At 68.8% G+C, this 22,889-nt stretch carries 20 protein-coding genes; 17 read left to right on the forward strand and 3 right to left on the reverse strand.

The genetic code is table 11. The features are described 5' to 3' along the window. Positions 1–256 precede the first annotated feature (256 nt). The 12 genes from HNO80_RS12460 (at position 257) to HNO80_RS12515 (ending at position 13,640) form a co-directional block, all read left to right on the forward strand. A complete protein-coding gene (locus HNO80_RS12460; protein WP_175323168.1) occupies positions 257–1,864 on the forward strand; it encodes a sensor histidine kinase in 1,608 nt (535 codons plus the stop codon). Beyond that, positions 1,861–2,547 (forward strand): response regulator, encoded by a 687-nt coding sequence (locus tag HNO80_RS12465; RefSeq protein WP_175323169.1) that lies wholly within the window; start codon positions 1,861–1,863, stop codon positions 2,545–2,547. The genes HNO80_RS12460 and HNO80_RS12465 overlap by 4 nt, the downstream gene beginning before the upstream one ends. A 69-nt stretch (positions 2,548–2,616) precedes the next feature. Further along, complete coding sequence (gene dxr / locus HNO80_RS12470) at positions 2,617–3,801, forward strand: 1-deoxy-D-xylulose-5-phosphate reductoisomerase (RefSeq protein WP_175323170.1); 1,185 nt, start codon at positions 2,617–2,619, stop codon at positions 3,799–3,801. A gap of 40 nt (positions 3,802–3,841) precedes the next feature. Beyond that, positions 3,842–5,173: a M50 family metallopeptidase gene (locus tag HNO80_RS12475; protein ID WP_175323171.1), complete on the forward strand. Its 1,332-nt coding sequence runs from the start codon at positions 3,842–3,844 to the stop codon at positions 5,171–5,173. Between the two features lie 193 nt (positions 5,174–5,366). Then, positions 5,367–6,107, forward strand: coding sequence for a MarR family transcriptional regulator (locus tag HNO80_RS12480; protein ID WP_249777320.1), 741 nt, complete (start codon positions 5,367–5,369; stop codon positions 6,105–6,107). After that, positions 6,104–6,628, forward strand: a complete 525-nt coding sequence (locus tag HNO80_RS12485; RefSeq protein WP_175323172.1) for a hypothetical protein — start codon at positions 6,104–6,106, stop codon at positions 6,626–6,628. Before HNO80_RS12480 ends, HNO80_RS12485 begins: the two co-directional genes overlap by 4 nt. 128 nt (positions 6,629–6,756) lie before the next feature. Then, positions 6,757–7,050, forward strand: a complete 294-nt coding sequence (locus HNO80_RS12490; protein ID WP_175323173.1) for a YciI family protein — start codon at positions 6,757–6,759, stop codon at positions 7,048–7,050. Positions 7,051–7,112: 62 nt separating this feature from the next. Beyond that, positions 7,113–8,279: a flavodoxin-dependent (E)-4-hydroxy-3-methylbut-2-enyl-diphosphate synthase gene (ispG, locus tag HNO80_RS12495; protein ID WP_138769799.1), complete on the forward strand. Its 1,167-nt coding sequence runs from the start codon at positions 7,113–7,115 to the stop codon at positions 8,277–8,279. After that, a complete protein-coding gene (locus HNO80_RS12500; RefSeq protein ID WP_175323199.1) occupies positions 8,242–9,141 on the forward strand; it encodes a GNAT family N-acetyltransferase in 900 nt (299 codons plus the stop codon). Before ispG ends, HNO80_RS12500 begins: the two co-directional genes overlap by 38 nt. A 378-nt stretch (positions 9,142–9,519) precedes the next feature. Then, positions 9,520–11,331 carry a proline--tRNA ligase gene (locus tag HNO80_RS12505; RefSeq protein WP_175323174.1) on the forward strand — a complete coding sequence of 604 codons (1,812 nt, stop codon included), beginning with the start codon at positions 9,520–9,522 and terminating at the stop codon, positions 11,329–11,331. Between the two features lie 21 nt (positions 11,332–11,352). Continuing rightward, the gene (locus HNO80_RS12510) at positions 11,353–12,147 is read left to right on the forward strand and encodes a sulfite exporter TauE/SafE family protein (RefSeq protein ID WP_175323175.1); all 795 of its coding nucleotides are present in this window, start codon (positions 11,353–11,355) and stop codon (positions 12,145–12,147) included. 80 nt (positions 12,148–12,227) lie between these two features. Continuing rightward, positions 12,228–13,640, forward strand: coding sequence for a pyridoxal phosphate-dependent decarboxylase family protein (locus tag HNO80_RS12515; protein WP_175323176.1), 1,413 nt, complete (start codon positions 12,228–12,230; stop codon positions 13,638–13,640). Here the strand turns inward: HNO80_RS12515 and HNO80_RS12520 are convergent. The 3 genes from HNO80_RS12520 to HNO80_RS18095 all read right to left on the reverse strand — a co-directional run bounded on the left by HNO80_RS12520 (position 13,637) and on the right by HNO80_RS18095 (position 16,744). After that, a complete protein-coding gene (locus HNO80_RS12520) occupies positions 13,637–14,719 on the reverse strand; it encodes an aminoglycoside phosphotransferase family protein (protein ID WP_175323177.1) in 1,083 nt (360 codons plus the stop codon). The genes HNO80_RS12515 and HNO80_RS12520 overlap by 4 nt on opposite strands. A gap of 24 nt (positions 14,720–14,743) precedes the next feature. Further along, positions 14,744–15,475, reverse strand: a complete 732-nt coding sequence (locus HNO80_RS12525; RefSeq protein ID WP_175323178.1) for a VIT1/CCC1 transporter family protein — start codon at positions 15,473–15,475, stop codon at positions 14,744–14,746. A gap of 129 nt (positions 15,476–15,604) precedes the next feature. Beyond that, positions 15,605–16,744, reverse strand: a complete 1,140-nt coding sequence (locus HNO80_RS18095) for a ferritin-like domain-containing protein (protein ID WP_349627347.1) — start codon at positions 16,742–16,744, stop codon at positions 15,605–15,607. A 105-nt stretch (positions 16,745–16,849) separates the two neighbouring features. On the opposite strand from HNO80_RS18095, the gene rimP reads away from it, so the two are divergent. The 5 genes from rimP (at position 16,850) to rbfA (ending at position 22,770) form a co-directional block, all read left to right on the forward strand. Beyond that, a complete protein-coding gene (rimP, locus tag HNO80_RS12535; protein ID WP_175323180.1) occupies positions 16,850–17,464 on the forward strand; it encodes a ribosome maturation factor RimP in 615 nt (204 codons plus the stop codon). Continuing rightward, positions 17,464–18,444, forward strand: a complete 981-nt coding sequence (gene nusA, locus HNO80_RS12540) for a transcription termination factor NusA (RefSeq protein WP_175323181.1) — start codon at positions 17,464–17,466, stop codon at positions 18,442–18,444. The genes rimP and nusA overlap by 1 nt, the downstream gene beginning before the upstream one ends. Positions 18,445–18,649: 205 nt before the next feature. Continuing rightward, positions 18,650–18,991, forward strand: a complete 342-nt coding sequence (locus HNO80_RS12545) for a YlxR family protein (protein WP_502707850.1) — start codon at positions 18,650–18,652, stop codon at positions 18,989–18,991. A 152-nt stretch (positions 18,992–19,143) separates the two neighbouring features. Continuing rightward, positions 19,144–22,020: a translation initiation factor IF-2 gene (gene infB, locus HNO80_RS12550; RefSeq protein WP_175323183.1), complete on the forward strand. Its 2,877-nt coding sequence runs from the start codon at positions 19,144–19,146 to the stop codon at positions 22,018–22,020. Between the two features lie 240 nt (positions 22,021–22,260). Continuing rightward, on the forward strand, positions 22,261–22,770 hold the full coding sequence (gene rbfA / locus HNO80_RS12555; protein ID WP_175323184.1) for a 30S ribosome-binding factor RbfA: 510 nt from the start codon (positions 22,261–22,263) through the stop codon (positions 22,768–22,770). Positions 22,771–22,889 lie beyond the last annotated feature (119 nt).

The following is a 22,889-nucleotide window of genomic DNA, read 5'->3' on the forward strand; positions in this document are numbered from 1 at the left end:
CCAGCGGACTGGCCAGTGGTTTGATGTTAGGGGCCGATGTGACGGGGGCCACTCTTGTGTACGCAGAGAAAGTTAAGTTCATTTCGTTCACGTTTCCGGCACTTCACACGGCCCGCACTGGAGGGAAGCGGCACCGTTGGGTGGGGTATAGTTCACGGCACCGCCGCGGATTGTGATGCACAGACGCGCCGTTCCCCCGCTCCCGCGACGTGGCAAGCACCCTGAGGAAAGACAGTTCGTGACTCGACGAAGAGGAATGTCCCTGGCAGGACAGTATCTGGTTCTGCAGTTGCTTATTGTCATGGCCGTGTTGGTGGGCGTCGTGGCCATTTCGCTGGCGCAGTCTGCTGCCGCCTTCGAGCGGATCGAGGGTCGCCGGGCGTTGTCAGCCGCCGAAGCGCTGGGCAGCAACCCCGCCGTCCGGGCGTTGCTTCCCACGGCAGAGCCGGCAAAAGGCTCGGCCCTGCCATCGGTGGCGGAATCCGTCCGAACGGTTTCCGGGTCATCGCAGGTCGCGCTCGCCAAGCTGGACCGCACGGTTGTGGCCTCCTCAGACCCGTCCTTGCTGGGCCGCTCGCTGCAACTAGGGGAGAGCCGCGTCATGGAGGGACGGGCCTGGACCGGTGTGGTGGGAGGACCGGGGACCGCCCTGCTCTCGGCCCACGTTCCCGTCCTGGACGATTCCGGCACCATGATCGGCATTGCCTCGATCGGCCGGAACTACCCTTCAGCGTGGGAACGGCTGGGCGACGCCATCCCTAACCTGCTGACCTACCTGGGTGTCGCCAGCGTGCTCGGCGTTGCCGGCTCCTTGTTGCTGTCCCGCAGGGTGAAGCGGCAGACCCTCGGCATGGAGCCGAGCGAAATCTCCGGCCTGGTGGAGAACCGCGAGGCGATGCTTTACGGGCTCAAGGAGGGAGTGGTGGCGCTGGACCTCCGCGGACGGATTACCGTGGCGAACAACAGTGCCCGGGCGCTGCTGGGCCTGCCGGCGGATTGCGTGGGAAAGGACCTGGCCGGGCTCCCGGTTGAACCGGCGCTCAAGGAAGTGATGACGGGCGAACAACCAGGGCAGGACCAGATGGTTTTGGTGGGGGAGCGCCTGGTGGTGCTGAACCGGGTGCCGATTCGTTCGAAGGGCCGCGTTATGGGTTCCGTCGCTACCTTGCGTGACCGGACTGAGCTCTCGTCACTGGAACGCGAGCTCGGTGCAACGCGAACGGCCACGGACACCCTCAGGGCGCAGGCCCACGAGTTCGCAAACCAGCTGCACGTCATTTCGGGACTGATCCAGATTGGCGAGTACGACTCCGTGGTGCAGTTCGTCAACGGCGTTTCCGTGGACCGGACGCGGCTCAGCGACGACGTGACCAGCCGCATCCAGGACCCGGCGCTCGCCGCTTTGCTCATCGCCAAGTCGAGCCTTGCCGTGGAGCGCGGAGTGCTGCTGCAACTGGACCCCGCGTCGTCACTGTCGCAGGTGGGGGACGAGCTTTCCCGGGACCTGACCACCGTCGTCGGAAACCTCGTGGACAACGCACTCGACGCCGTTACAGGGGCAGCGGAGGCTTCTGTCCGGGTCCTTGTCGAGGACAGTCACGGGGAAATTATCGTGACCGTAAGGGACACCGGCCCGGGCATCGACGGCGCGGCGGCCGATGAGATCTTCCGCCAGGGGTTCAGCACCAAGCAACCCGGGCCCGACGGCAGCCGGGGCTTTGGCCTGGCACTCTCGCGCGTGGTCTGCCGGCGCAGCGGCGGGACCCTCGCAGTGGCAAACGACGGCGGGGCGGTCTTTACGGCCCGGCTGAAAAGGACGCCCGCCAAGCGGGCGCCGGGGAAAGGAAAGGTGGGCAGGCCGTGATCAATGTCCTCATCGTTGACGATGACTTCATGGTGGCAAAAGTCCATTCCGGATTTATTCAGCGCACACCGGGCTTCGCCGTCGTCGGCCTGGCGCACAACGGAGCCCAGGCGCTCGCGGAAACCGCCCGGCTGCAGCCTGACCTCGTCCTTCTCGACATTCACCTCCCCGACATCAATGGGCTGGACCTGATGGCCAGGCTGCGGGAGACGGCGCCGGAACTGGACGTGCTGGTGATCAGCGCGGCCCGCGAGGTCGAGACCGTCCGCCGGGCACTGCGGGGCGGAATCGTGCATTACCTGATCAAGCCGTTTTCGCAGTCGGACCTGCAGGAGCGGCTGGAGCACTATCGCAACGCCTACCAGGGACTGGACCAGGCCAAGGACGTGGCCGAACAAGCGGACGTGAACCGGGTTTTCGGGCTGGAACGCACCGGGCACACGGAGCGGACGGAAATCCGCCTCCCCAAAGGGTGCAGCGCCGAGACCCTCCGACGGGTAGTCGACGTGCTCCAGGCGGCCGAGGCGGATCTGTCAGCGGCCGAAGTCGCGGACCTGCTGGGCACGTCCCGCGTCAGCGCCCGCCGCTACCTGGAGTACCTGCACGATGAGGCCAGGGTGGGCGTCCGCCTCAAGTACGGCGCGGGCCGTCCCGAACGCCGCTACGAGCTGAAGCCGGCGTAACTGACGCCAGTGTCCGTGTAATCGCCCGGGTGGACCCGGGCTACCGAACCGGTACGGGATACTTAAGCCATGCAGCCGCGCACAATCGTCCTCCTCGGATCCACGGGGTCCATCGGCACCCAGGCCATCGACGTCGTCGACGGCGCCCCGCACCTCTTCGAGATCGTGGCCCTCAGCGCCGGCGGCGGCAACCCCGACCTCCTCGCCCGGCAGGCCGTGCATACCCGGGCCAGGGCCGTCGGAATCGCCAGTGGGGACGCCGCGGCGCTTCAACAGCTGATCGACGACGCCGCCCGCGCGGCCGGCGTCACCGGCTACCGTCCGGAGATCATCACCGGCCCCGACGCCTCCACCCGGATCGCGGAAATCCCCGCCGACGTCGTGCTCAACGGCATCACCGGCTCGATCGGGCTCGCCCCCACCCTGGCCGCGCTCAAGTCCGGCGCCACGCTGGCGCTGGCGAACAAGGAATCCCTGATCGTGGGCGGAGCCCTGGTCAAGGCGGCCGCCCGCGAGGGCCAGATCGTCCCGGTCGACTCCGAGCACTCCGCCATTGCCCAGTGCCTGCGGTCCGGCGCGGCGGCAGAGGTGGACCGGCTGGTGCTGACGGCCTCCGGCGGCCCGTTCCGCGGCATGACGCGGGAACAGCTGCAGGACGTCACCCCCCGGGATGCCCTGGCGCACCCCACCTGGGACATGGGCCTGATGGTCACCACCAACTCCGCGAGCCTGGTCAATAAGGGCCTGGAAGTCATCGAGGCCCACCTGCTCTTCGACATCCCGCTGGAGCGGATCGACGTCGTGGTCCACCCGCAGTCGGTGGTGCACTCGATGGTCCAGTTCGTGGACGGCTCCACCATTGCCCAGGCCTCGCCGCCGGACATGCGGCTGCCCATCGCCCTGGGCCTGGGCTGGCCGGACCGGGTGGCCGGGGCCGCTCAGCCCTGCGACTGGAGCAAGGCCACCAGCTGGACCTTCGAGCCGCTGGACACCGGGGCGTTCCCCGCCGTCGGCCTGGCCAAGGACGCTGCCCGGCGGGGGAGCACCTTCCCGGCGGTCTTCAACGCCGCCAACGAGGAAGCCGTGACGGCCTTCCACGCGGGCCGGATCCGCTTCACCGATATTGTCGATACCATCGAAGCCGTCCTCAGTGAGCATTCAGGATCCTCCGGGCTGACGGTCGAATCCGTGCTGGATGCTGAACAGTGGGCACGCGCGCGGACGCTTGAGCGTTTGTCCGTGGGAAGTGCCTAAGAAGTAGCCGACCAGTGCCCAGGAAGTAGCAAAGCCCAGCATGAGCCCCGTTGTCCTCTTTATCCTTGGCGTCGTCTTCGTCGTGATCGGCATCGCCGTGTCCATCGCCCTGCATGAGGTGGGGCACCTGGTCCCGGCCAAGCTCTTCAAGGTGCGGGTCACGAAGTACATGATCGGCTTCGGACCCACCATCTGGTCCAGGCGCCGGGGCGAAACCGAGTACGGCTTCAAGGCGATCCCGCTGGGCGGCTTTGTCTCCATGATCGGCATGTACCCGCCGAACAAGACCGACGGCAGCGTCCGACCCTCCAGTACCGGCATGTTCCAGTCCCTCGCCGCCGACGCCCGGTCCCTGGCGCACGAGGAAATCGGCCCGGACGACGGGAACCGGGTCTTTTACCGGCTGCCGGTCTGGAAAAAGATCATCATCATGCTCGGCGGCCCCGCGATGAACCTGCTAATCGGCGTGGCGCTGACCGCCGTCCTGCTGATGGGCTTCGGCGTGTCCGCGTCCACCACCACCATCGCCGACGTCTCCAAATGCCAGGTCAAGGCCGGCGAGACCGTGGATCCCAACTCGGCCGACTGCAAGCCCACTCCCGCCGCCGCCGCGGGCCTCAAGCCGGGCGACCGCATCACGTCCTTCGACGGCAAGGCGGTCACCAACTGGGAGGAGCTCACCGGCTGGATCCGCGCTTCGGCGGGCAAGCAGGTCAGCATCACGGTGGAGCGCGACGGCGCCCCGGTCGCCACCACTGTCACCCCGGTGCTGTCCTCGCGTCCGGTCGTCGGCGAGGACGGCCGGCAAGCCAAGGACGCCGACGGCAAGCTCCGCTACCAGGACGTCGGCTTCCTGGGCATCGGCGCCCAGACCGCGCTCATGCAGCAGCCGGCGTCGGCCGTGCTGCCGCTGGCCGGCGAGAACATCAAGCAGATCGCCGGCGTCGTCGTGAACCTCCCGGCCCGCGTAGCAGGCGTGGCGCAGGCCGCGTTCAGCGAGGAGCCGCGCGACCCCAACGGTCCCATCAGCGTCGTCGGGGTGGGCCGTGTGGCGGGCGAGGTCGCCGCCATGGAACAGGTCCCGCTGCAGAGCCGGCTGGCCGCCCTGGTGGGGCTGCTCGCCGGGCTCAACTTCGCGCTGGCCGTGTTCAACCTTGTCCCGCTGCTGCCGCTCGACGGCGGCCATGTGGCCGGGGCGCTGTACGAGGGGGCCCGCCGCCAGATTGCCCGGCTGCTGGGCCGGCCGGACCCCGGTGCGTTCGACATCGCCAAGCTGCTGCCGGTGACGTACGTCGTGGCCGCGCTACTGATGGGCATGGGCGCGCTGCTGATCTACGCGGACATCGTCAAGCCGGTCAACCTCTTCGGCTAGGCCAGCCACGCCCTGCCGGCCGGGGACGGTGGGAGCGTCGCCTGTGGTCACGCGCCCCCACGAGGACGACGCCGGAACCGATCACCAGTTAACCGTCACAGACTGTTTATCTTCCGTCAGCTTATTTCGGCTGATTCTGAATAATCAGTTCTAAATGGTTGATTCATTGGCATCAGCCGCCTAGGGTTGGGCTATGTACGTGATGACCATCGATCAGCGCGGCAGCAGCACCGACGTCGACCGCGTCCCGGGGCTCTTGGCCGAACTTGCGCAGCTTTCCCCCGCCGCACGCTTCGAGCGCTCCGTCGGCGACGAGGTCCAGGGCGTGCTGGAACGCCCCGGCCAGGTCGTGGAGATCGCCCTGCACGCGCTCCGCAGCGGGCGCTGGTACGTGGGCATCGGCGTCGGGCCCGTGGACCTCCCGCTGCCTGCGAGCCCGCGGGAAGGCTCGGGGCCGGCCTTCGTCGCGGCCCGCCTCGCGGTGGAGCGGGCCAAGTCCGCCTCCTCCCACGTCCCGCTCGCCGTCGTCTCCGGCGGCCGACGGCTGGGGAGTGCCGCCCGCCCAGCGGAAGATTCGCCGGGCGCCCCTGAGTGCGCCAACGCGGAGGCCGTGCTCCGGCTGATCGGGCGCCTTGTCCAGGACCGCACCGCCGCGCAGTGGAAGGTGGTCGACGTGCTGCGTGGCATCCGGCAAGGACACGCAGGCGCCCACGGGACGCAGAAGATCGCTGCCCGGCAACTCGGAATCACGGAACAATCGGTGAGCCGCGCGCTGCTTCGCTCCGGCTGGCAGGAAGAATGGGCGGCGAGGCCTGCGGCGGAAATGCTGCTGGCCCTGGGCAACGGCCTGACCGCCGGGCCGGACAACGCCGCCAGGCAGAACTCCGCCAGGCAGAACGCCGCCCGCCAAGCCCCTAGCGAAGGAGACCGGTGAACACCCTCTGGATCACGCTGGCCCTGCTGGTTGCCGGGTTCGCCGGCTGGCCGGTCACCGCCCTGGTGTTCCGGCTCGCCCGGACCATCGATGACCGTTCGGACAGCCGGGCCGACGCCGCCGGCGGTCCCCGCGCCGCAGACGGCCCCGACGCGGACGGGACGGTCGACGGCGAGATCACCCGGCCTGCGGCGGCGCCCGCCCAGCCCGTGGAGGGCGGCGCGGCCACTGAGGCTGCTGCGGACAGCACCGGAGGGGCTCCAGCGGTTCCGGGAGCCGGCACCCGCATCCTGCGCGGCGGCGCGATCATCGGCGTGCTCGAACGGTTAGCGGTCTGCCTGGCCATCCTGACCGGCCAGCCCGTCGCGATCGCCTACGTCGTCGCGATCAAGGGCCTCGGACGCTTCGCGGAGCTGAAGGAAACGCCGGTGGCCGCCGAGCGGTTCATCATCGGCACCCTCACCTCGCTGCTGTGGGCGGCCGGAGTCGCGGCCCTCGCCAAGGTGCTTTTCCTCGGCTGACACGCCCGTCCCGACGGAAACGGCGCCCGACGATGCGAGCGGAAGCCGGGCCGCCGTCGCGCATCCTCTTCAAGCGGAAGGGGCCCGGGCGGATGGGAACCGGGCGGGCAGGGCGCTAGGGTATCTGTATGACTGTTTTTGCTGTTGAGTACGTTTACGATGCTGAATCCGCCGAAGCCCGGGACGCTGCCCGTCCCGCGCACCGCGAATGGACCGCCGCACTCGCGCAGGAGGGCATCATCCTCGCCAGCGGCCCCTACTCGGACGGTGCCGGCGCCCTGCTCATCTTCAAGGCGGCGGACGAACAGGCACTGAACGAGCTCCTCAAGCAGGACCCCTTCGCCGGTGCCAGTGCAATCTCCGGCACCCGCACGATGGTCTGGGCTCCGGTGACCGGCCAGCTGGCCGGCCACGCGGCCTAGCCCGCAGCGCCAAACCCGCCATCGATCCATCGACCTAGAATTCGATTCACAGAGGAGTCCACGTGACCTCGGTCAGCCTGGGAATGCCGTCGGCACCGCCCCCCGTTCTTGCCCCGCGCCGGAAGACCCGCCAGATCAAGGTGGGCTCGGTCGGCGTCGGCTCCGACTCGCCGATTAGCGTGCAGTCGATGACGACGACTCCGACCACGGACATCAACGCCACCCTGCAGCAGATCGCCGAACTCACGGCCTCCGGCTGTGACATTGTCCGGGTGGCCTGCCCGTCCGCGGACGACGCCGAGGCCCTGCCGATCATTGCCAGGAAGTCACAGATTCCGGTGATCGCGGACATCCACTTCCAACCGAAGTACGTGTTCGCCGCGATTGAGGCCGGCTGCGCGGCCGTCCGCGTGAACCCGGGCAACATCCGCAAGTTCGACGACCAGGTCAAGGAAATTGCCCGCGCGGCCAAGGACCACGGCACCTCGATCCGGATCGGCGTCAACGCCGGGTCGCTGGAGCCGGGCATCCTGAAGAAGTACGGCAAGGCCACCCCCGAAGCCCTCGTCGAATCCGCCGTCTGGGAAGCCTCGCTGTTCGAAGAGCACGGCTTCCACGACTTCAAGATCTCGGTCAAGCACAATGACCCCGTGATCATGGTGGCCGCCTACGAAATGCTGGCGGAAAAGGGCGACTGGCCGCTGCACCTCGGCGTGACCGAGGCGGGTCCGGCGTTCCAGGGCACCATCAAGTCCGCCACGGCCTTCGGCGCGCTGCTCTCCCGCGGCATCGGCGACACCATCCGGGTTTCCCTCTCCGCGCCGCCGGTGGAGGAAATCAAGGTGGGCAACCAGATCCTGCAGTCCCTGAACCTGCGCCCGCGCAAGCTCGAGATTGTTTCCTGCCCCTCCTGCGGCCGCGCCCAGGTGGACGTCTACACGCTGGCCGAGCAGGTCACGGCCGGACTGGAAGGCATGGAAGTCCCGCTGCGCGTCGCCGTCATGGGCTGCGTGGTGAACGGTCCCGGCGAGGCCCGGGAGGCGGACCTCGGCGTCGCGTCCGGCAACGGCAAGGGCCAGATCTTCGTGAAGGGCGAGGTCATCAAGACTGTTCCCGAAGACCAGATCGTTGAGACACTGATCGAAGAGGCCATGCGTCTCGCTGAAGAGATGGGGGAGTCCGATGGCGAAGATGCTGTCCAGGGTAGCCCCGTGGTTAGCGTCTCGTAGGGACGGCGCCGCAACCGGCGCCGCTGCCGGTCTCACCGTCAGGGTCCTGGCGGGTGCGGACACCCGTGCCCTGCTGGACCTGGCCCGGCAGGACGCCGTCGCCAACGTCTTTATCCTGTCCCATCTCGAGACCGCCGGGACGGCGTCGCCCACCGCCGGCGGCGCCAGCATCTTCGGTGTGTTCGACGGCGGCGTCCTGGTCGGCGCCTGCTGGGCCGGCGCCAACCTGGTGCCGGTGCAGCTGGATCCGGAGCTTGCCGGTGCGGTGGCAGCCGTGGCGCACCGGACAGGCCGCCGCTACGCCTCCATCTTCGGCCCGGCCGAGGCGGTCCTGGCGCTGTACTCCGGGTTGGAACAGTTGGGCCATTCCGCCCAGGAAATCCGCAGCGAGCAGCCACTCCTGACCATCGCCGGGCCGCCCGTGGTCGAGCCCAACCCTGCGCTTGGCTTCGGCCACCTCGCCGACTTCGACCGGATCCTGCCCGCCTGCGCGGCCATGTTCGAGGAGGAAGTGGGCTATTCGCCTTACCTGGGCGGCCGCGAATACTACAGCCGCCGGGTCAAGGGCCTGATCCGGGCCGGCCACTCGCTGGTCCATCTGGGTCCGGACGGCGACGTGGTGTTCAAGGCCGAACTCGGTGCGGTGACACCGGAGGTCACACAGGTGCAGGGCGTCTGGATGAATCCGGCATTCCGCGGGCTGGGCCTGAGCGCCGGCTACATGGCCGCCGTCGTGGTCCTCGCCCAGACCCTGGCGCCCGTCACAAGCCTGTACGTCAACGACTTCAACACCCGGGCCCGCGCCAGCTATGAGCGGGTGGGTTTCCACCAGGTGGGAACTTTTGCGACCGTGCTCTTCTAGACACGTTCTTGACAGCCATTTTTGACAGAAATCTGGTTGGAGACTCTTGTTTTAGCGACTTGGATCACATAGGTTCTAGCTAGCCGCGCCGTGCAGGCGCGTGCGGTCTCAGGGGAAAACCAACCATGGGCTGCGGGTGCCACCCGGCAGGGGAGCATCAGTCAACCCGGCAGCCTTGGACTTAGCGGCACTGGGGTCGCAGGGGCCACGCCATCACAGGATGACCAGCCGGAAACGGCCAGGGGCTTCCGTGTCATGGCGTGGCTCTTCCCTTTCCGGAAGGGAACCCGGGCCTCGGCTTGGCGGTAGATTAGTCTCTGGACATTTTTCGTACCTACCCAGTCCGCCCCGCACTTCCTCAGAAACGGATACCTCCCAGTGGTCCTTCGACTCTCAAAGCTGTTCCTGCGCACCCTGCGTGAAGACCCCGCCGACGCCGAAGTGGCCAGCCACCGGCTGCTGGTCCGGGCCGGCTACATCCGCCGCGCGGCACCGGGCATCTACACCTGGCTGCCGCTGGGGCTGAGCGTGCTGCGCCGGGTGGAGCAGATCATCCGTGAGGAAATGACGGCCATCGGCGCCCAGGAAGTCCATTTCCCCGCGCTGCTGCCCAAGGAGCCCTACGAGGCGACGAACCGCTGGACCGAGTACGGCGAGGGCATCTTCCGGCTCAAGGACCGCAAGGGCAACGACTACCTGCTGGCTCCCACGCACGAGGAAATGTTCACCCTGCTGGTCAAGGACCTGTACTCCTCGTACAAGGACCTGCCGCTGAGCATCTACCAGATCCAGAACAAGTACCGCGACGAGGCCCGTCCCCGGGCCGGCCTGCTGCGCGGCCGCGAGTTCATCATGAAAGACTCCTACTCCTTCGACGTCGACGACGCCGGCCTGGACGCCAGCTACGCCGCGCACCGCGGCGCCTACCTGAAGATCTTCAAGCGCCTCGGCCTGGAGGTCGTCCCGGTCACGGCCACGGCCGGCGCCATGGGCGGATCCAAGAGCGAGGAATTCCTGCACCCCACCGAGATCGGCGAGGACACCTTCGTGCGCTCGGCCGGCGGCTACGCGGCCAATGTCGAAGCCGTCACCACGGTGGTCCCCGCGGACATCGACTTCAGCAACGCCCCGGCCGCGGAGGTCCGCGACACTCCGGACACGCCGACGATCGAAACGCTCGTCGACGCCGCCAACGCCCTGGCTCCCCGCAGCGAGGCCGACGGCGGCGCCTGGACCGCCGCGGACACGCTCAAGAACGTGGTCCTCGCCGTGACCCTGCCCACCGGTGAGCGCCAGCTCGTCGTCATCGGCGTGCCGGGCGACCGTGGCGTGGACCTCAAGCGCGTCGAAGCGAACATCGGCGCCTTCCTGCCCATCGGCGGCGAGATCACGCTCGAGGCAGCCAACGAGGAAGACCTCAAGAAGCAGGCCCTCCTGGTCAAGGGCTACATCGGCCCCGGCCTGTCCCTGGACGCGCCGCTGCTCGGTGCCGAGGCCGCCTCGAAGCTGCTCTATCTCGTCGATCCCCGCGTGGTCCGCGGGACCGCCTGGGTCACCGGCGCCAACGAGGCCGGCAAGCATGTTTTCGGCCTGGTCGCCGGCCGCGACTTCGGCTGGGACGGCGTGATCGAGTGCACCGAGGTGCGTGCCGGCGACGAGGCTCCGGACGGTTCCGGCCCGCTGGAAACCGCCCGCGGCATCGAGATGGGACACATCTTCCAGCTGGGCCGCAAGTACGCCGAGGCGCTGGACCTGAAGGTCCTGGACCAGAACGGCAAGCAGGTCGTCGTGACCATGGGCTCCTACGGCGTCGGCGTCACGCGTGCGGTGGCCGCGCTGGCCGAGTCCAATCACGATGACAAGGGCCTGGTCTGGCCGCGCGCCGTCGCCCCGGCGGACGTCCACGTCGTCGCTGTGGGCCGCGGTGAGGAGATCTTCGCGGCTGCCGAGCAGCTGTCCCTCGATCTGGAGGCCGCCGGCCTCGAGGTCATCTACGACGACCGGCCCAAGGTGTCCCCGGGCGTCAAGTTCGGCGACGCCGAACTCGTCGGCGTCCCGACCATCCTGGCCGTCGGGCGCGGACTGGTGGACGGCGTCGTGGAGATCAAGGACCGCCGCAGCGGCAACGCCGAGAACGTGGCCGTGGACAAGGCCGTTGATTACGTGGTCAACGCCGTCCGCAGCAACTGACCCGCCCCGGCGTTGCAGGGAATGGTTTCCGGCCTTGAGTCGATCCAGCTCGCCACGCTCATCCTGGTGGTGGTGGCCGGTTTCGCCGCCGGCTGGGTCGATGCGGTGGTGGGCGGCGGCGGGCTGATCCAGCTCCCGGTCATGCTGCTGGTCCCCGGGATCAGCCCGGTGCAGGCACTGGCGACGAACAAGATGGGTTCCATCTTCGGCACCACTACGAGCGCGGTCACCTTCTACCGGCGCGTCGGCCCGGACCTGCGCACCGCGGTGCCGATGGCGGTGATCGCCCTGGCCGGCAGCTTCGGCGGGGCGGTGCTGGCGGCGACCCTGCCGGCGAGTGTCTTCAAGCCGATCATCGTGGCGGCGCTGGTGGCCGTCGCGCTGTTCACCGCGTTCCGTCCCAACGTGGGGGAGCTGACCAAGCTGCGGCACGACGGCCACCGGCACTATGTCGTGGCCTGCCTGATCGGCGCCGTGATCGGCTTCTACGACGGCATGATCGGCCCGGGCACCGGTTCCTTCCTGATCATCGCGCTGGTGTCCGCGATGGGCTACGCCTTCCTGGAGGCCAGCGCCAAGGCCAAGATCGTCAACATGGCCACCAACGCCGGTGCGCTGATGTTCTTCCTGCCGCACGGTTCGCTGCTGTGGGGCCTCGGGCTGGTACTGGGCGCCGCGAACATGGCCGGCGGCTACCTCGGCGCCCGGACCGCCGTCAGTCGGGGTAGCAAGTTCATCCGGATCGTCTTCCTCGTGGTCGTGGGCGCGCTGATCCTCAAGCTCGGCTCCGACGTCTGGCAGGACGCCTTCGGGTAGGGCCGGCCGGCCCCGGACGGCCCGGCGCCGAACGGCGCGCAGGACTGCCGCGGGCCCGGGCACGGGCGTAGCATGCAGCTATGTCAGCACCCGAAGAGCGTTATCGCGACGCCCTGGCGGCCGCCGCCCGGCATGCCCGCGCGTGGCTGGAGAGCCAGGACACCCGGCCAGTCGGCCCTAGGACGACGGCGGCTGGACTCGCCGCTGACTTTGGCGGCCCGTTGCCCCGGGACGGCACACCGGCCGCAGAGGTGGTGGACTACCTCGCTGCGAAAGCCGAACCCGGGCTGATGGCGATGCCCTCAGGCCGCTTCTTCGGCTGGGTCATCGGCGGGACACTGCCCGCCGCGCTGGCCGCGGACTGGCTGGTCAGCGCCTGGGACCAGAACGCCGGACTCCGCTTCGCCACCCCCGCGACGGCGGCCATCGAGGAAGCCGCTGGTGCCTGGTTGCTGGAGCTGCTTGGCCTTCCGGCCGGCTCCGACGTCGGCTTCGCCACCGGCGCCACCATGGCCAATTTCACCGGCCTGGCCGCGGCGCGGTGGCGGTTGATGGCCGACGCCGGCTGGGATCTGGACGCTGACGGCCTCTCCGGCGCACCCAGGATCCGCTGCTTCGTTGGACAGGAACGGCACGACACCATCGACCTCGGACTCCGCTACCTGGGCCTGGGTCGGCCCACGGTGGTGCCCGCCGACCGGCAGGGCCGCATCGACCCGGCGGAACTCGGCCGCGCCCTGGACCGCGCCGCGGCGGACGGCACGCAGCCGGTTCCGCTGCTGGTCTGCCTGCAGGCCGGCAACCTGCATTCGGGCGCCTTCGACCCGTTCCGTGAGGCCATCGCCGTTGCCAAAGCGCACGGCGCCTGGGTCCACGTGGACGGAGCCTTCGGACTGTGGGCCGCCGCCGTCCCCGAACTGGCCGCCCTCACCGACGGCCTGCAGGACGCCGATTCTTGGGGTACCGATGCGCACAAGACGCTCAACGTCCCCTACGACTGCGGCATCGCGGTGGTTCGGGATGCCGCGGCGCTCCGCGCGGCCATGGGCGTGCACACTAGCTATCTGATCCAGGACGCCGACGGCGCGGCGGATCCCTTCGAAATGGTGCCGGAGCTGTCCCGCCGTGCGCGTGGGGTGCCGGTCTGGGCGGCGCTGAAATCGCTGGGCCGGAACGGCGTCGCCGCCCAGGTGCGGGGGCTGGTCGGCCATGCCCGCCAACTGGCGGAGCGGCTCGCCGGGCTGGACGGCGTCGAGGTGCTCAACGACGTGGACTACACCCAGGTCTCGCTGGCCTTCGGCGACGACGCGACCACGCGCGCCGTGACGGCCCGGATCATTGCGGAGGGACGGGTCTGGATGTCCGGTTCACGCTGGCACGACCGGGACATCCTGCGGATTTCAGTGAGCAACTGGAGCACGGACGAGGACGACGTGGCAGCCGCCGTCGACGCCGTGCGGGACGCTGTGGCGGCGGTCCGGGGGCAGCGCTAGGGCTGGCCCGGCTGGTGGGTGGGGTCCCCGGGCGCCGGCAGCTCCTGCGGACCCGGCAGGCCGTCGAGGGTGTTCCCGGCGAGGGTGCTGGCCACCCAAAGCGAGCGGGTCAGGTCGCCGTCGTGGTTGCGTTTGGCTGCGTACCACAAGGCGTTGTCCACCTCGCGGGCCAGGGCCCATTGCCGGGCGGTCTCGCCGTCGAGGCCCGCGGCGGAGCTGAAGTCCAGGCAACGCTGCAGCAAGGCTTCGCCGGCGCCGGACCGGGGCAGCTCGACCAGGCGGTTCCAGAGCAGCGGGGCCACCGCGAACTCCGCTTCGCCGATCATGGGCTGCGGGTCGATCGCCTTGAAGTCCCCGGGTTTGAAGTCCCCGGGCACCGCCAGGGCACCCGTTCGGGCGAGGATGTTCAGGAAGTGCAGATCCGTGTGCACCAGCACATCCGTGCCGGACCGCCGGCCGACGGCGCCGCGGGTCTGGCAGACCTCCAGGGCGGCCTCCAACAGCCAGCGCGGGAAGGGCCGGCCCAGCCGTTCCCAGCTCTCCGGGAGTTCGTCGCTCCATTGCTCGGCGCGGGCCGCCACGTGGTCGAACTCGCGCCACTCCGGCCGGCCGTCCGGCGGGAGGCTCAGCTGGTGGACGATGCCGCCCCAGACGTCCGCGGCGGCATCAAGGGGAACGTCCTGCAGCGAGCGTTCGGCGTCGAGCCGCTCAAGTAGCAGCGCGCCTGCGTCGGGGTCGGATTCAAGGGCCAGGACGGCGCCGTGGCCGCCCCACAGCGACAGGGCGTGGCGTTCGACCAGTGCTTCCTGGTGCGGATAGGCAAGCTTCAGGGCCGCAGCTGTGCCGTGCCGCTGGAGTCCCATCCGGTTGTTGCTAAGGCGGCGGTGCACCGGGATCACGACGGCGCCGTGGCCGTGCCAGGGCAGCGCGCCGGGGGCAAGGTCAGGCTCGAGCTGCCATTGTTCCAGGCAGCGTGCGATCAGCCGGGGGAGTGACGCCAGCCAGGCACGGCCCTCGGCATTGTTGCCGTAGCGGCGGGTGAGCCCAGGCGGGATCGGGACGGCTGCTGGCGTTCTCATCGCCTCCAGCGTAGTTGCTGGCGCTTAGGTAGTAATGCCGCTGGCGCCCAGCCAGCTGCCGATCAGGAAGGTCGCCACCAGTGCCGCGGCGCCGCCGATGACCACCCGGACGGCTGCTTTCAGCTTCGAGCCTCCGCCGATCCAGGCTCCGATGGCTCCGGTCGCCGCGAGGGCCACGAGTACGGCCGCGAAGGTCAGCGGGACGCGGATGTTTTCCGGCGGCAGCAGGATGGCCAGCATCGGCAGGATGGCGCCGATCAGGAAGGCGGTGGCGGAGGCGAAGGCCGCGTGCCAGGGGCTGACGATGTCCGTCTCGTCAATGTGCAGTTCGGCGGACAGGTGCGCACCGAGGGCATCGTGCGCGGTCAGTTCAGTGGCCACCGTATGGGCGGTTTCCGGACTGAGCCCCTTGCCCTGGTAGATGGCGGCGAGTTCGGCCAGTTCCTCCTCGGGCTGTTCGGCCAGTTCGCGGCGTTCCTTCTCGATCAGCGCCTGCTGGCTGTCCTTCTGGCTGCTGACCGAGACGTATTCGCCCAGGGCCATGGAGATGGCGCCGCCCACGACGCCCGCGGCGCCGGCGATGAGGATCGGCCCGGAATCCGTGGTCACACCGGCGACGCCCACCACGATCGCGGCGACCGAGACGATGCCGTCGTTGGCGCCCAGAACGCCGGCGCGGAGCCAGTTGAGGCGGTGCGCGATGTCGTTGTGGTGGGGCTCGTTGTCATGAAGGGCTGCTGCGCCGCTGGTTTCCATGCCTACAGCAAATCATCAGCGGGCGCGGCAGGCCAGTATTGGAAGGCTAAGCAAGGTAAGCCGGACCTTGGTCATCGGGGGGAGACTCGGCCCGGTGACACTTGGGCACGGACAGGCCGTCAGCCGCAGTCAGCCCGCGGGGAGGGTGGGGAACGACGCCGGATCTGCGGCCAGCCCGGGCACCGGTCCCGGGTTCGCGCCCCAGAGGGCGGCGCGGCGCGCGGCGCCCAGCAGCCCCGAGATGGCCCACTTCCGGGTCTCGCCGTCGCTGAGGGCCACGAGGTCCCCGTAGGCGGGCAGCGTGGCGGCCTCCAGCGCGGCCAGTCCGGGCCCTGGGGAAGCCAGGAATGAGGGGTCCAGGGCGTAGCCGGGTTGCCGTGGCGGGATTGGGGCGCACTGCGACCGGCTCAGGGATTCCGCCCCGGAGACCAGCGCTTCGTGCCGCGCGAGCTGCCCGGCGGCCGACCTGGCCGCTGCGCCGTCCAGGCGGGTCAGTGCCACCTGGTAGCCGTAAACGGTCTCCAACTCGGTGCTGATCAGGGCCGCCAGGGCGCCCGGCAGTTCGGCGTTCCCGGCTGCGGCCCCGGGGCTGCTGCTGGCGGGAGCGGCCGAGGGCGACGCCGTGGCAGCGGGGCAGGATCCGGCAGGGGCGGCGTCCGGTGCGGCCGGCCCCGCCGCGGGCACCGATGCCGCAGGGTCGGGGGCGCCGGCCGCGGCGGCGAGGGCGGAGGACTGAAGCAGCTGAGCGGTCCCGACGGCAGCCAGCAGCCGGGCCATTCCGCCGTCGGCCGCGGCTGCATCGCTGAGCCGCCGCCGTCCGCTCTTTGCGAGGTCCGCGGCGAGCCCGGCGGCGTCGACCGGGGCTGCAGAAGCCGCCGCAGAAGTAGCCGAGGCAGAAGTAGTCGACCTTGTCGGCGCGGCCGACGGCGTCTGGCCGGGGCGCAACAGGGCGCGGGCCTGGGTTGTCAGCAAACTCACAGTCCGGGCGACGGCAGTTCCCGCGGCGGCCGCCGGCGCGGCGGGGCGGCCGGTGCCGGTGGGGGCGGCGCCGAGCTGATCGCCGGCGGTCCGCAACTGCAGGGCGTCTCCTAGGGCAGCGGCGCGCGCCTGCTCCGAGAAGGGTGGTTCCGGTGGTTTCGGCGGATTTCCGGGCCTAAACGCGATGCCCAGGCTCACCACTACGAGGGCTAGGCAGACGAGGAGAGCGAGCCGGGGGAGGTGCCGGGGAACCCGGACCCGCCGCCGTTCTTCCCTGCTGTCGTCTTTCACAACAGACCATGTTGTCATGCCGGTCGGGAAGTGGGTGCACCACGTCGCCGGGAATATCGCTACGCTAGTAGACACAACATCATCTAGCGGGAGGCGGGCGGCATCATGACCAACGCAGAAGCCACGACTTCGACAGACCGGACCGGGACGGGGAAGGCTGAAGCCGCACCCGCTCACAATCTGGAGGCCGAGCGCCTGCACGCGCTCCTGGAGCCTGCAGTCCTCGCGAACCGGCTGTACCTGGAGGACGTTTCCATCCACATTGCCGGCGCCAACCGGGTGGTGCACGTGGTGGTGGACCTGCCGCAGGAGGAGACCGGCGGCGTCAGTCTTGACGTCATCGCCGAGATTTCGAAGACCCTCTCGGACATCCTGGACAACGATCCGAGCACCGACTCGCGCCCCTACGACCTTGAGGTGTCCTCGCCCGGCGTCGGGCGGCCGCTCACCGAGGAGCGGCACTGGTACCGCGCCCGCGGACGGCTCGTCACGGTCAACGTGATCCAGGGCGACAACGTCACCGGCCGCATCCACTCCGTGGACGACGGCGGCGTGACCCTGATCCCGGAGCTCACCGTCAAAAAGGGGATGAAACCCAAGCAGGGCGAACCCCTCAAACTTCCTTTCGACAGGATCCGTAGTGGAAAAGTCGAGATAGAGTTCAGCCACCTCGAAGAGGCCGGTCTGGAGAACGACAATGGACCTTCCGAGGAGGCCTAATGGATATTGACATGAGCGCACTGAGACTCCTGGAGCGTGAGCGCGAAATCCCGCTGGATCTCCTGATTCCGACCATCGAGCAGGCCCTGCTGGTGGCCTACCACAAGACCCCGGGAGCCTTCGAGAAGGCCCGCGCAGAGCTGGACCGCAAGAGCGGCCACGTGACCATCTGGGCCACCGAAATCGACGACGACGGCGCGCCGATCGGCGAGTTCGAGGACACCCCGGCCGGCTTCGGCCGCATCGCGGCGAGCACCGCGCGGCAGATCATCCTGCAGCGCCTTCGCGACGCCGAGGACGACAACGTGCTGGGCCAGTTCAAGGGCCGCGAGGGCGAACTCGTCGCGGGCACCATCCAGCAGGGCAACAACCCGCACATGATCCAGGTCAACCTCGGAACGGTGGAGGCGCTGCTGCCGCCGCCCGAGCAGGTTCCCGGCGAGAAGTACACCCACGGCAACAGGCTCCGCGCTTTCGTGATCGACGTGCACCGCGGCACCAAGGGTCCCTCCATCACGCTGTCCCGGTCCCACCCCGGGCTGGTCCGGAAGCTGTTCGAGCTGGAAGTCCCGGAGATCGCGGACCGCTCGGTCGAGATCGTCGCGCTGGCCCGCGAGGCCGGCCACCGCACCAAGATCGCGGTGAAGGCCAACACCCCGGGCATCAACGCCAAGGGTGCTTGCATCGGCGAAATGGGTTCGCGTGTCCGGGCCGTGATGACCGAGCTGAACGACGAAAAGATCGACATCGTCGACTACAGCGACGATCCCGCCTCGTTCATCGCCAGCGCGCTCTCGCCGTCGCGGGTGAATTCGGTCACCATCACGGACGAGGCCACCCGGTCCGCCCGCGTGGTCGTCCCGGACTACCAGCTCTCCCTGGCCATCGGCAAGGAAGGCCAGAATGCACGCCTGGCCGCCAAGCTCACCGGATGGCGGATCGACATCGTCTCCGACGCAGCGGAGAACCGCGACAAATAGCGCCGCTCCGGGGCCGTCCCGCGGCACCCGCACCCGTGGCCCTTCCGGGGTGCCCGCGTAGCCCCCGTTTCGGGCGACGGGCGCCGGAGGGCTAGAATAGACATGACCGCGCCTAACGGCCGGTGTCCGCGTGCCTTCGACGCGACCGGTTTTCCGACCGGGAGCCGGAGGCCGGCAGATGCGTACCGGCAGGAAGATACTCGTAGTGGCAGAAGTGCAACACCTCGGGAATCAGCCGCAGCGCACCTGCATTGGATGCCGGAAGAAGGGTCCGCGGTCGGAGTTAGTCCGGCTCGTCGCCGACGCCAGCGGTTCAACCGCTGTCGTGGTGGATGAACGACGCCGGATGGCTGGCCGGGGTGCATGGCTGCACCCCAGCGAAAAGTGCCTGGCACTGGCGGTCAAACGTCGAGCGTTCGGACGCGCCCTCAATGGCGCTGCCGGAACCGCCGACGTCGAACGCCGGATCATGGCAGGCACGCAAGCAGTGGACACTCCGGTGGCCGCAGCAACAACCGTCCAACCTGAAAGCGGGTCAGAAAACTGATGGAAACCCGATGAGTTCCCAGCGATGAGTGCGCAACGATGACAACTTTGTTGCGCTCTGCAATGGGCCTTTCAGCTGCAATCGCGGCGGAGGCCCGCAGTAAGAAGTAGACGGTTCGTGCCTGGCTCGGTGCGGACCGAGACAGGAGAAATGTGGCCAAGGTCCGCGTACATGAGCTTGCTAAAGAGCTCGGTATTACTTCCAAAGATGCAGTAACCAAACTGCAGGAACTGGGCGAATTCGTTCGCTCCGCCTCTTCCACCATTGAGGCCCCCGTTGTGCGGAAACTCCGCAACGCCTACCCCGACGCGCCTGCCGCTCCGAAGTCCGAAGCGCCCGCGTCCGCCCCCAAGGCCAGCCCCGCAGCGACACGACCGGCTCCCGCGCCGGCTCCGGCCGCGCCGAAGGCTGCTGAAACCAAGACTGAAGCCCCGGCTCCGTCGGCTCCCTCGGCTCCGGCCGAGGCGCCCGCAGCCGCGGCCCCCGCCGCCGCTCCGGCTGCTGAGGCCCCGGCGGCTCCTTCCGCCGGCGCCAAGCCCGGCGCACGTCCGGCACCGAAGGCTGAAACCCCGGCTGCTCCGGCACGCCAGGGCGGCTCGGCGCCGCGTCCGGGCGGACCCCGTCCCGGCAACAACCCGTTCGCCACGTCCCAGGGCATGCCCCGCGGCCGCGGCGGCGACAACGAACGCACCGCCCGTCCGGGCAACAACCCGTTCGCTCCTTCCCAGGGCATGCCGCGTCCGGGCGGAAGCCGCACCGAGGGCGAACGCCCCGGCGGCCCCCGTCCGGCAGCAGGCGCTGGTGGTCCCCGTCCGGGCGCACCCCGTCCGGCCGGCGCTGCCGGTGCACGTCCGGGCGCTCCGCGTCCGGCCGGCGCTCCCGGCGCCCGTCCCGGAGCCGGCGGAAACCGTCCGACTCCCGGCATGATGCCTAACCGCACCGAACGTCCCGCACCTGCTGGTGCCGGCCGTCCCGGTGGCGGCGGCCGTGGCCCGGGCCGCCCGGGTGGCGCTCCCGGAACCGGTGCTCCCGGTGCCGGCGGCGGCGCTCCGGCCGGCGGTGGCTTCGGCAAGGGTGGCCGCGGTCGCGGTGGCACCCAGGGTGCCTTTGGCAAGGGCGGCGCAGGCCGCGGCAAGCAGCGCAAGTCGAAGCGTGCCAAGCGCCAGGAACTCGAGCAGATGAGTGCCCCGTCGCTGGGTGGCGTGAGCGTACCCCGCGGCGACGGCAACACCGTTGTCCGGCTCCGCCGCGGCTCGTCCATCACGGACTTCGCCGACAAGATCGAGGCAAACCCCGCCGCACTGGTGACGGTCCTCTTCCACCTCGGCGAAATGGCCACGGCCACGCAGTCGCTGGACGAGGAAACCTTTGCCCTGCTGGGCGAGGAGCTTGGCTACAAGCTTCAGGTCGTCTCGCCGGAGGACGAAGAGCGCGAGCTGCTCTCCGGCTTCGACATTGACTTCGAAGCAGAGCTGGAAGCCGAAGGCGACGAGGACCTTGAGGCACGTCCTCCGGTAGTCACCGTCATGGGTCACGTTGACCACGGTAAGACCCGGCTGCTCGATGCCATCCGCAAGTCCGACGTCATGGCGGGCGAGCACGGCGGCATCACGCAGCACATCGGTGCGTACCAGGTCACGCACAACCACGAGGGCACCGATCGCAAGATCACCTTCATCGATACCCCGGGCCACGAGGCGTTCACCGCCATGCGTGCCCGTGGTGCGAAGGTCACCGACATCGCCATCCTCGTGGTCGCAGCGGACGACGGCGTTATGCCGCAGACCGTTGAAGCACTCAACCACGCCCAGGCGGCCAACGTGCCGATCGTCGTGGCCGTGAACAAGATCGACAAGGAAGGCGCCAACCCGGACAAGGTCCGCGGCCAGCTGACCGAGTACGGCCTGGTTCCGGAAGAGTACGGTGGCGACACCATGTTCGTGGAGGTCTCTGCCCGCCAGAACCTCAACATCGACGAGCTGCTCGAGGCAGTCCTGCTCACCGCGGACGCTGCTCTGGACATGCGCGCCAACCCGAACAAGGACGCCCGCGGTATCGCGATCGAAGCCAACCTGGACAAGGGCCGCGGTTCCGTGGCCACCGTCCTGGTCCAGTCCGGTACGCTGCACGTCGGCGACACGATCGTGGCAGGCACGGCCCACGGCCGCGTCCGCGCCATGTTCGACGACGACGGCAGTGCGCTGACCGAGGCCGGCCCGTCCCGCCCCGTGCAGGTGCTGGGTCTGTCCAACGTCCCGCGCGCCGGTGACACCTTCTTCGTGACCGCTGACGAGCGCACCGCCCGCCAGATCGCCGAGAAGCGTGAAGCCGCAGACCGCAACGCCGCCCTGGCCAAGCGCCGCAAGCGCATCAGCCTGGAAGACTTCGACCAGGCCGTCGCCGAAGGCAAGATCGACACCCTCAACCTCATCCTCAAGGGTGACGTGTCCGGTGCGGTTGAAGCCCTTGAGGACGCGCTGCTCAAGATCGACGTCGGCGAGGGTGTCCAGCTCCGCGTTATCCACCGCGGTGTCGGTGCGATCACGCAGAACGACGTCAACCTGGCAACGGTCGACTCCGCCGTCATCATCGGCTTCAACGTCAAGCCCGCCGAGCGGGTTGCCGAACTGGCAGACCGCGAAGGCGTGGACATGCGCTTCTACTCCGTCATCTACGCAGCAATCGATGACATCGAAGCAGCCCTCAAGGGCATGCTCAAGCCGGAGTACGAAGAGGTCCAGCTTGGTACCGCCGAGGTCCGCGAAGTGTTCCGTTCTTCCAAGTTCGGCAACATTGCAGGCTCGATCGTCCGCTCCGGTGTTATCCGGCGCAACGCGAAGGCCCGTATCACCCGCGACGGCAAGATCATCGGCGACAACCTCACCGTTGAGACGCTCAAGCGCTTCAAGGACGACGCCACCGAGGTCCGCGCGGACTTCGAGTGTGGTATCGGTCTTGGCTCGTACAACGACATCAACGAAGGTGACATCATCGAGACCTTCGAGATGCGCGAAAAGCCGCGCGTCTAAGGTGTTGCTTCGAGGGTGGGGCCGTCGGAATCTTTCCGGCGGCCCCGCCCCTACGCTGGGCGGCAATGGATCTGCGATCCATTGCCGCCCAGCTTCGGCAGGCCCGATGCCACTCCCAGGCCGCCGGAAAGATTCCAACGGGAGTCCGTCGTTGACTCACCGTAGTGCGTGGCAGAAAACTGAAACGAGCGACCCCGCCCAACAGGCGCCGTCGTACATCCAATTTTTTTAGGAGTGGAAATGGCTGATCCCGCACGGGCTGCCAAGTTGGCGCAGCGGATTAAGGTTGTCGTCGCTGAGGCTTTGGGCCGGAGGGTGAAGGATCCCCGGTTGGAAGGCGTCACGGTGACCGACGCGCGTGTGACCAATGATCTGCAGCATGCGACCGTCTACTACACCGTCTTCGGCGACGAGGTGGCCCAGGCCGACGCTGCCAAGGGGCTGGAGAAGGCGAAGGGTGTGCTGCGCCAGGAAGTCGGCCGGAACATCACCGTCCGGTTGACGCCGACGCTGGAATTCGTGGCCGACCAGATCCCCGTGGTGGCCTCGAACCTCGAGGAACTGCTGCGCGAAGCCAAGAAGCGCGACGCCGAGGTTGCGGCCCTGGCTGCCAGCGCCAAGCACGCTGGCGACGCCGATCCGTACAAGAGCGACATCCCTGAGGACGTCGAGCTCGACGAAGACGACTTCGACGAAGAGGATACTGACCTCAGCGCCGGCGGCGAGGTCGACGAGGACAGCAACAAGTAAACCCAGCACCGCCAGAACTGGCCGGACCCGGAAACGGGCCCGGCCAGTTCTGTGTCTGCCGGGGCTCCGGGGGACTTTGGACTCTATGCCCGGTCCTGGCCCGAGCGTCCCATGGAGGC

This window comes from Arthrobacter sp. C9C5, assembly GCF_013359735.1.
In the GTDB taxonomy this organism is placed as follows: Bacteria; Actinomycetota; Actinomycetes; order Actinomycetales; family Micrococcaceae; genus Arthrobacter.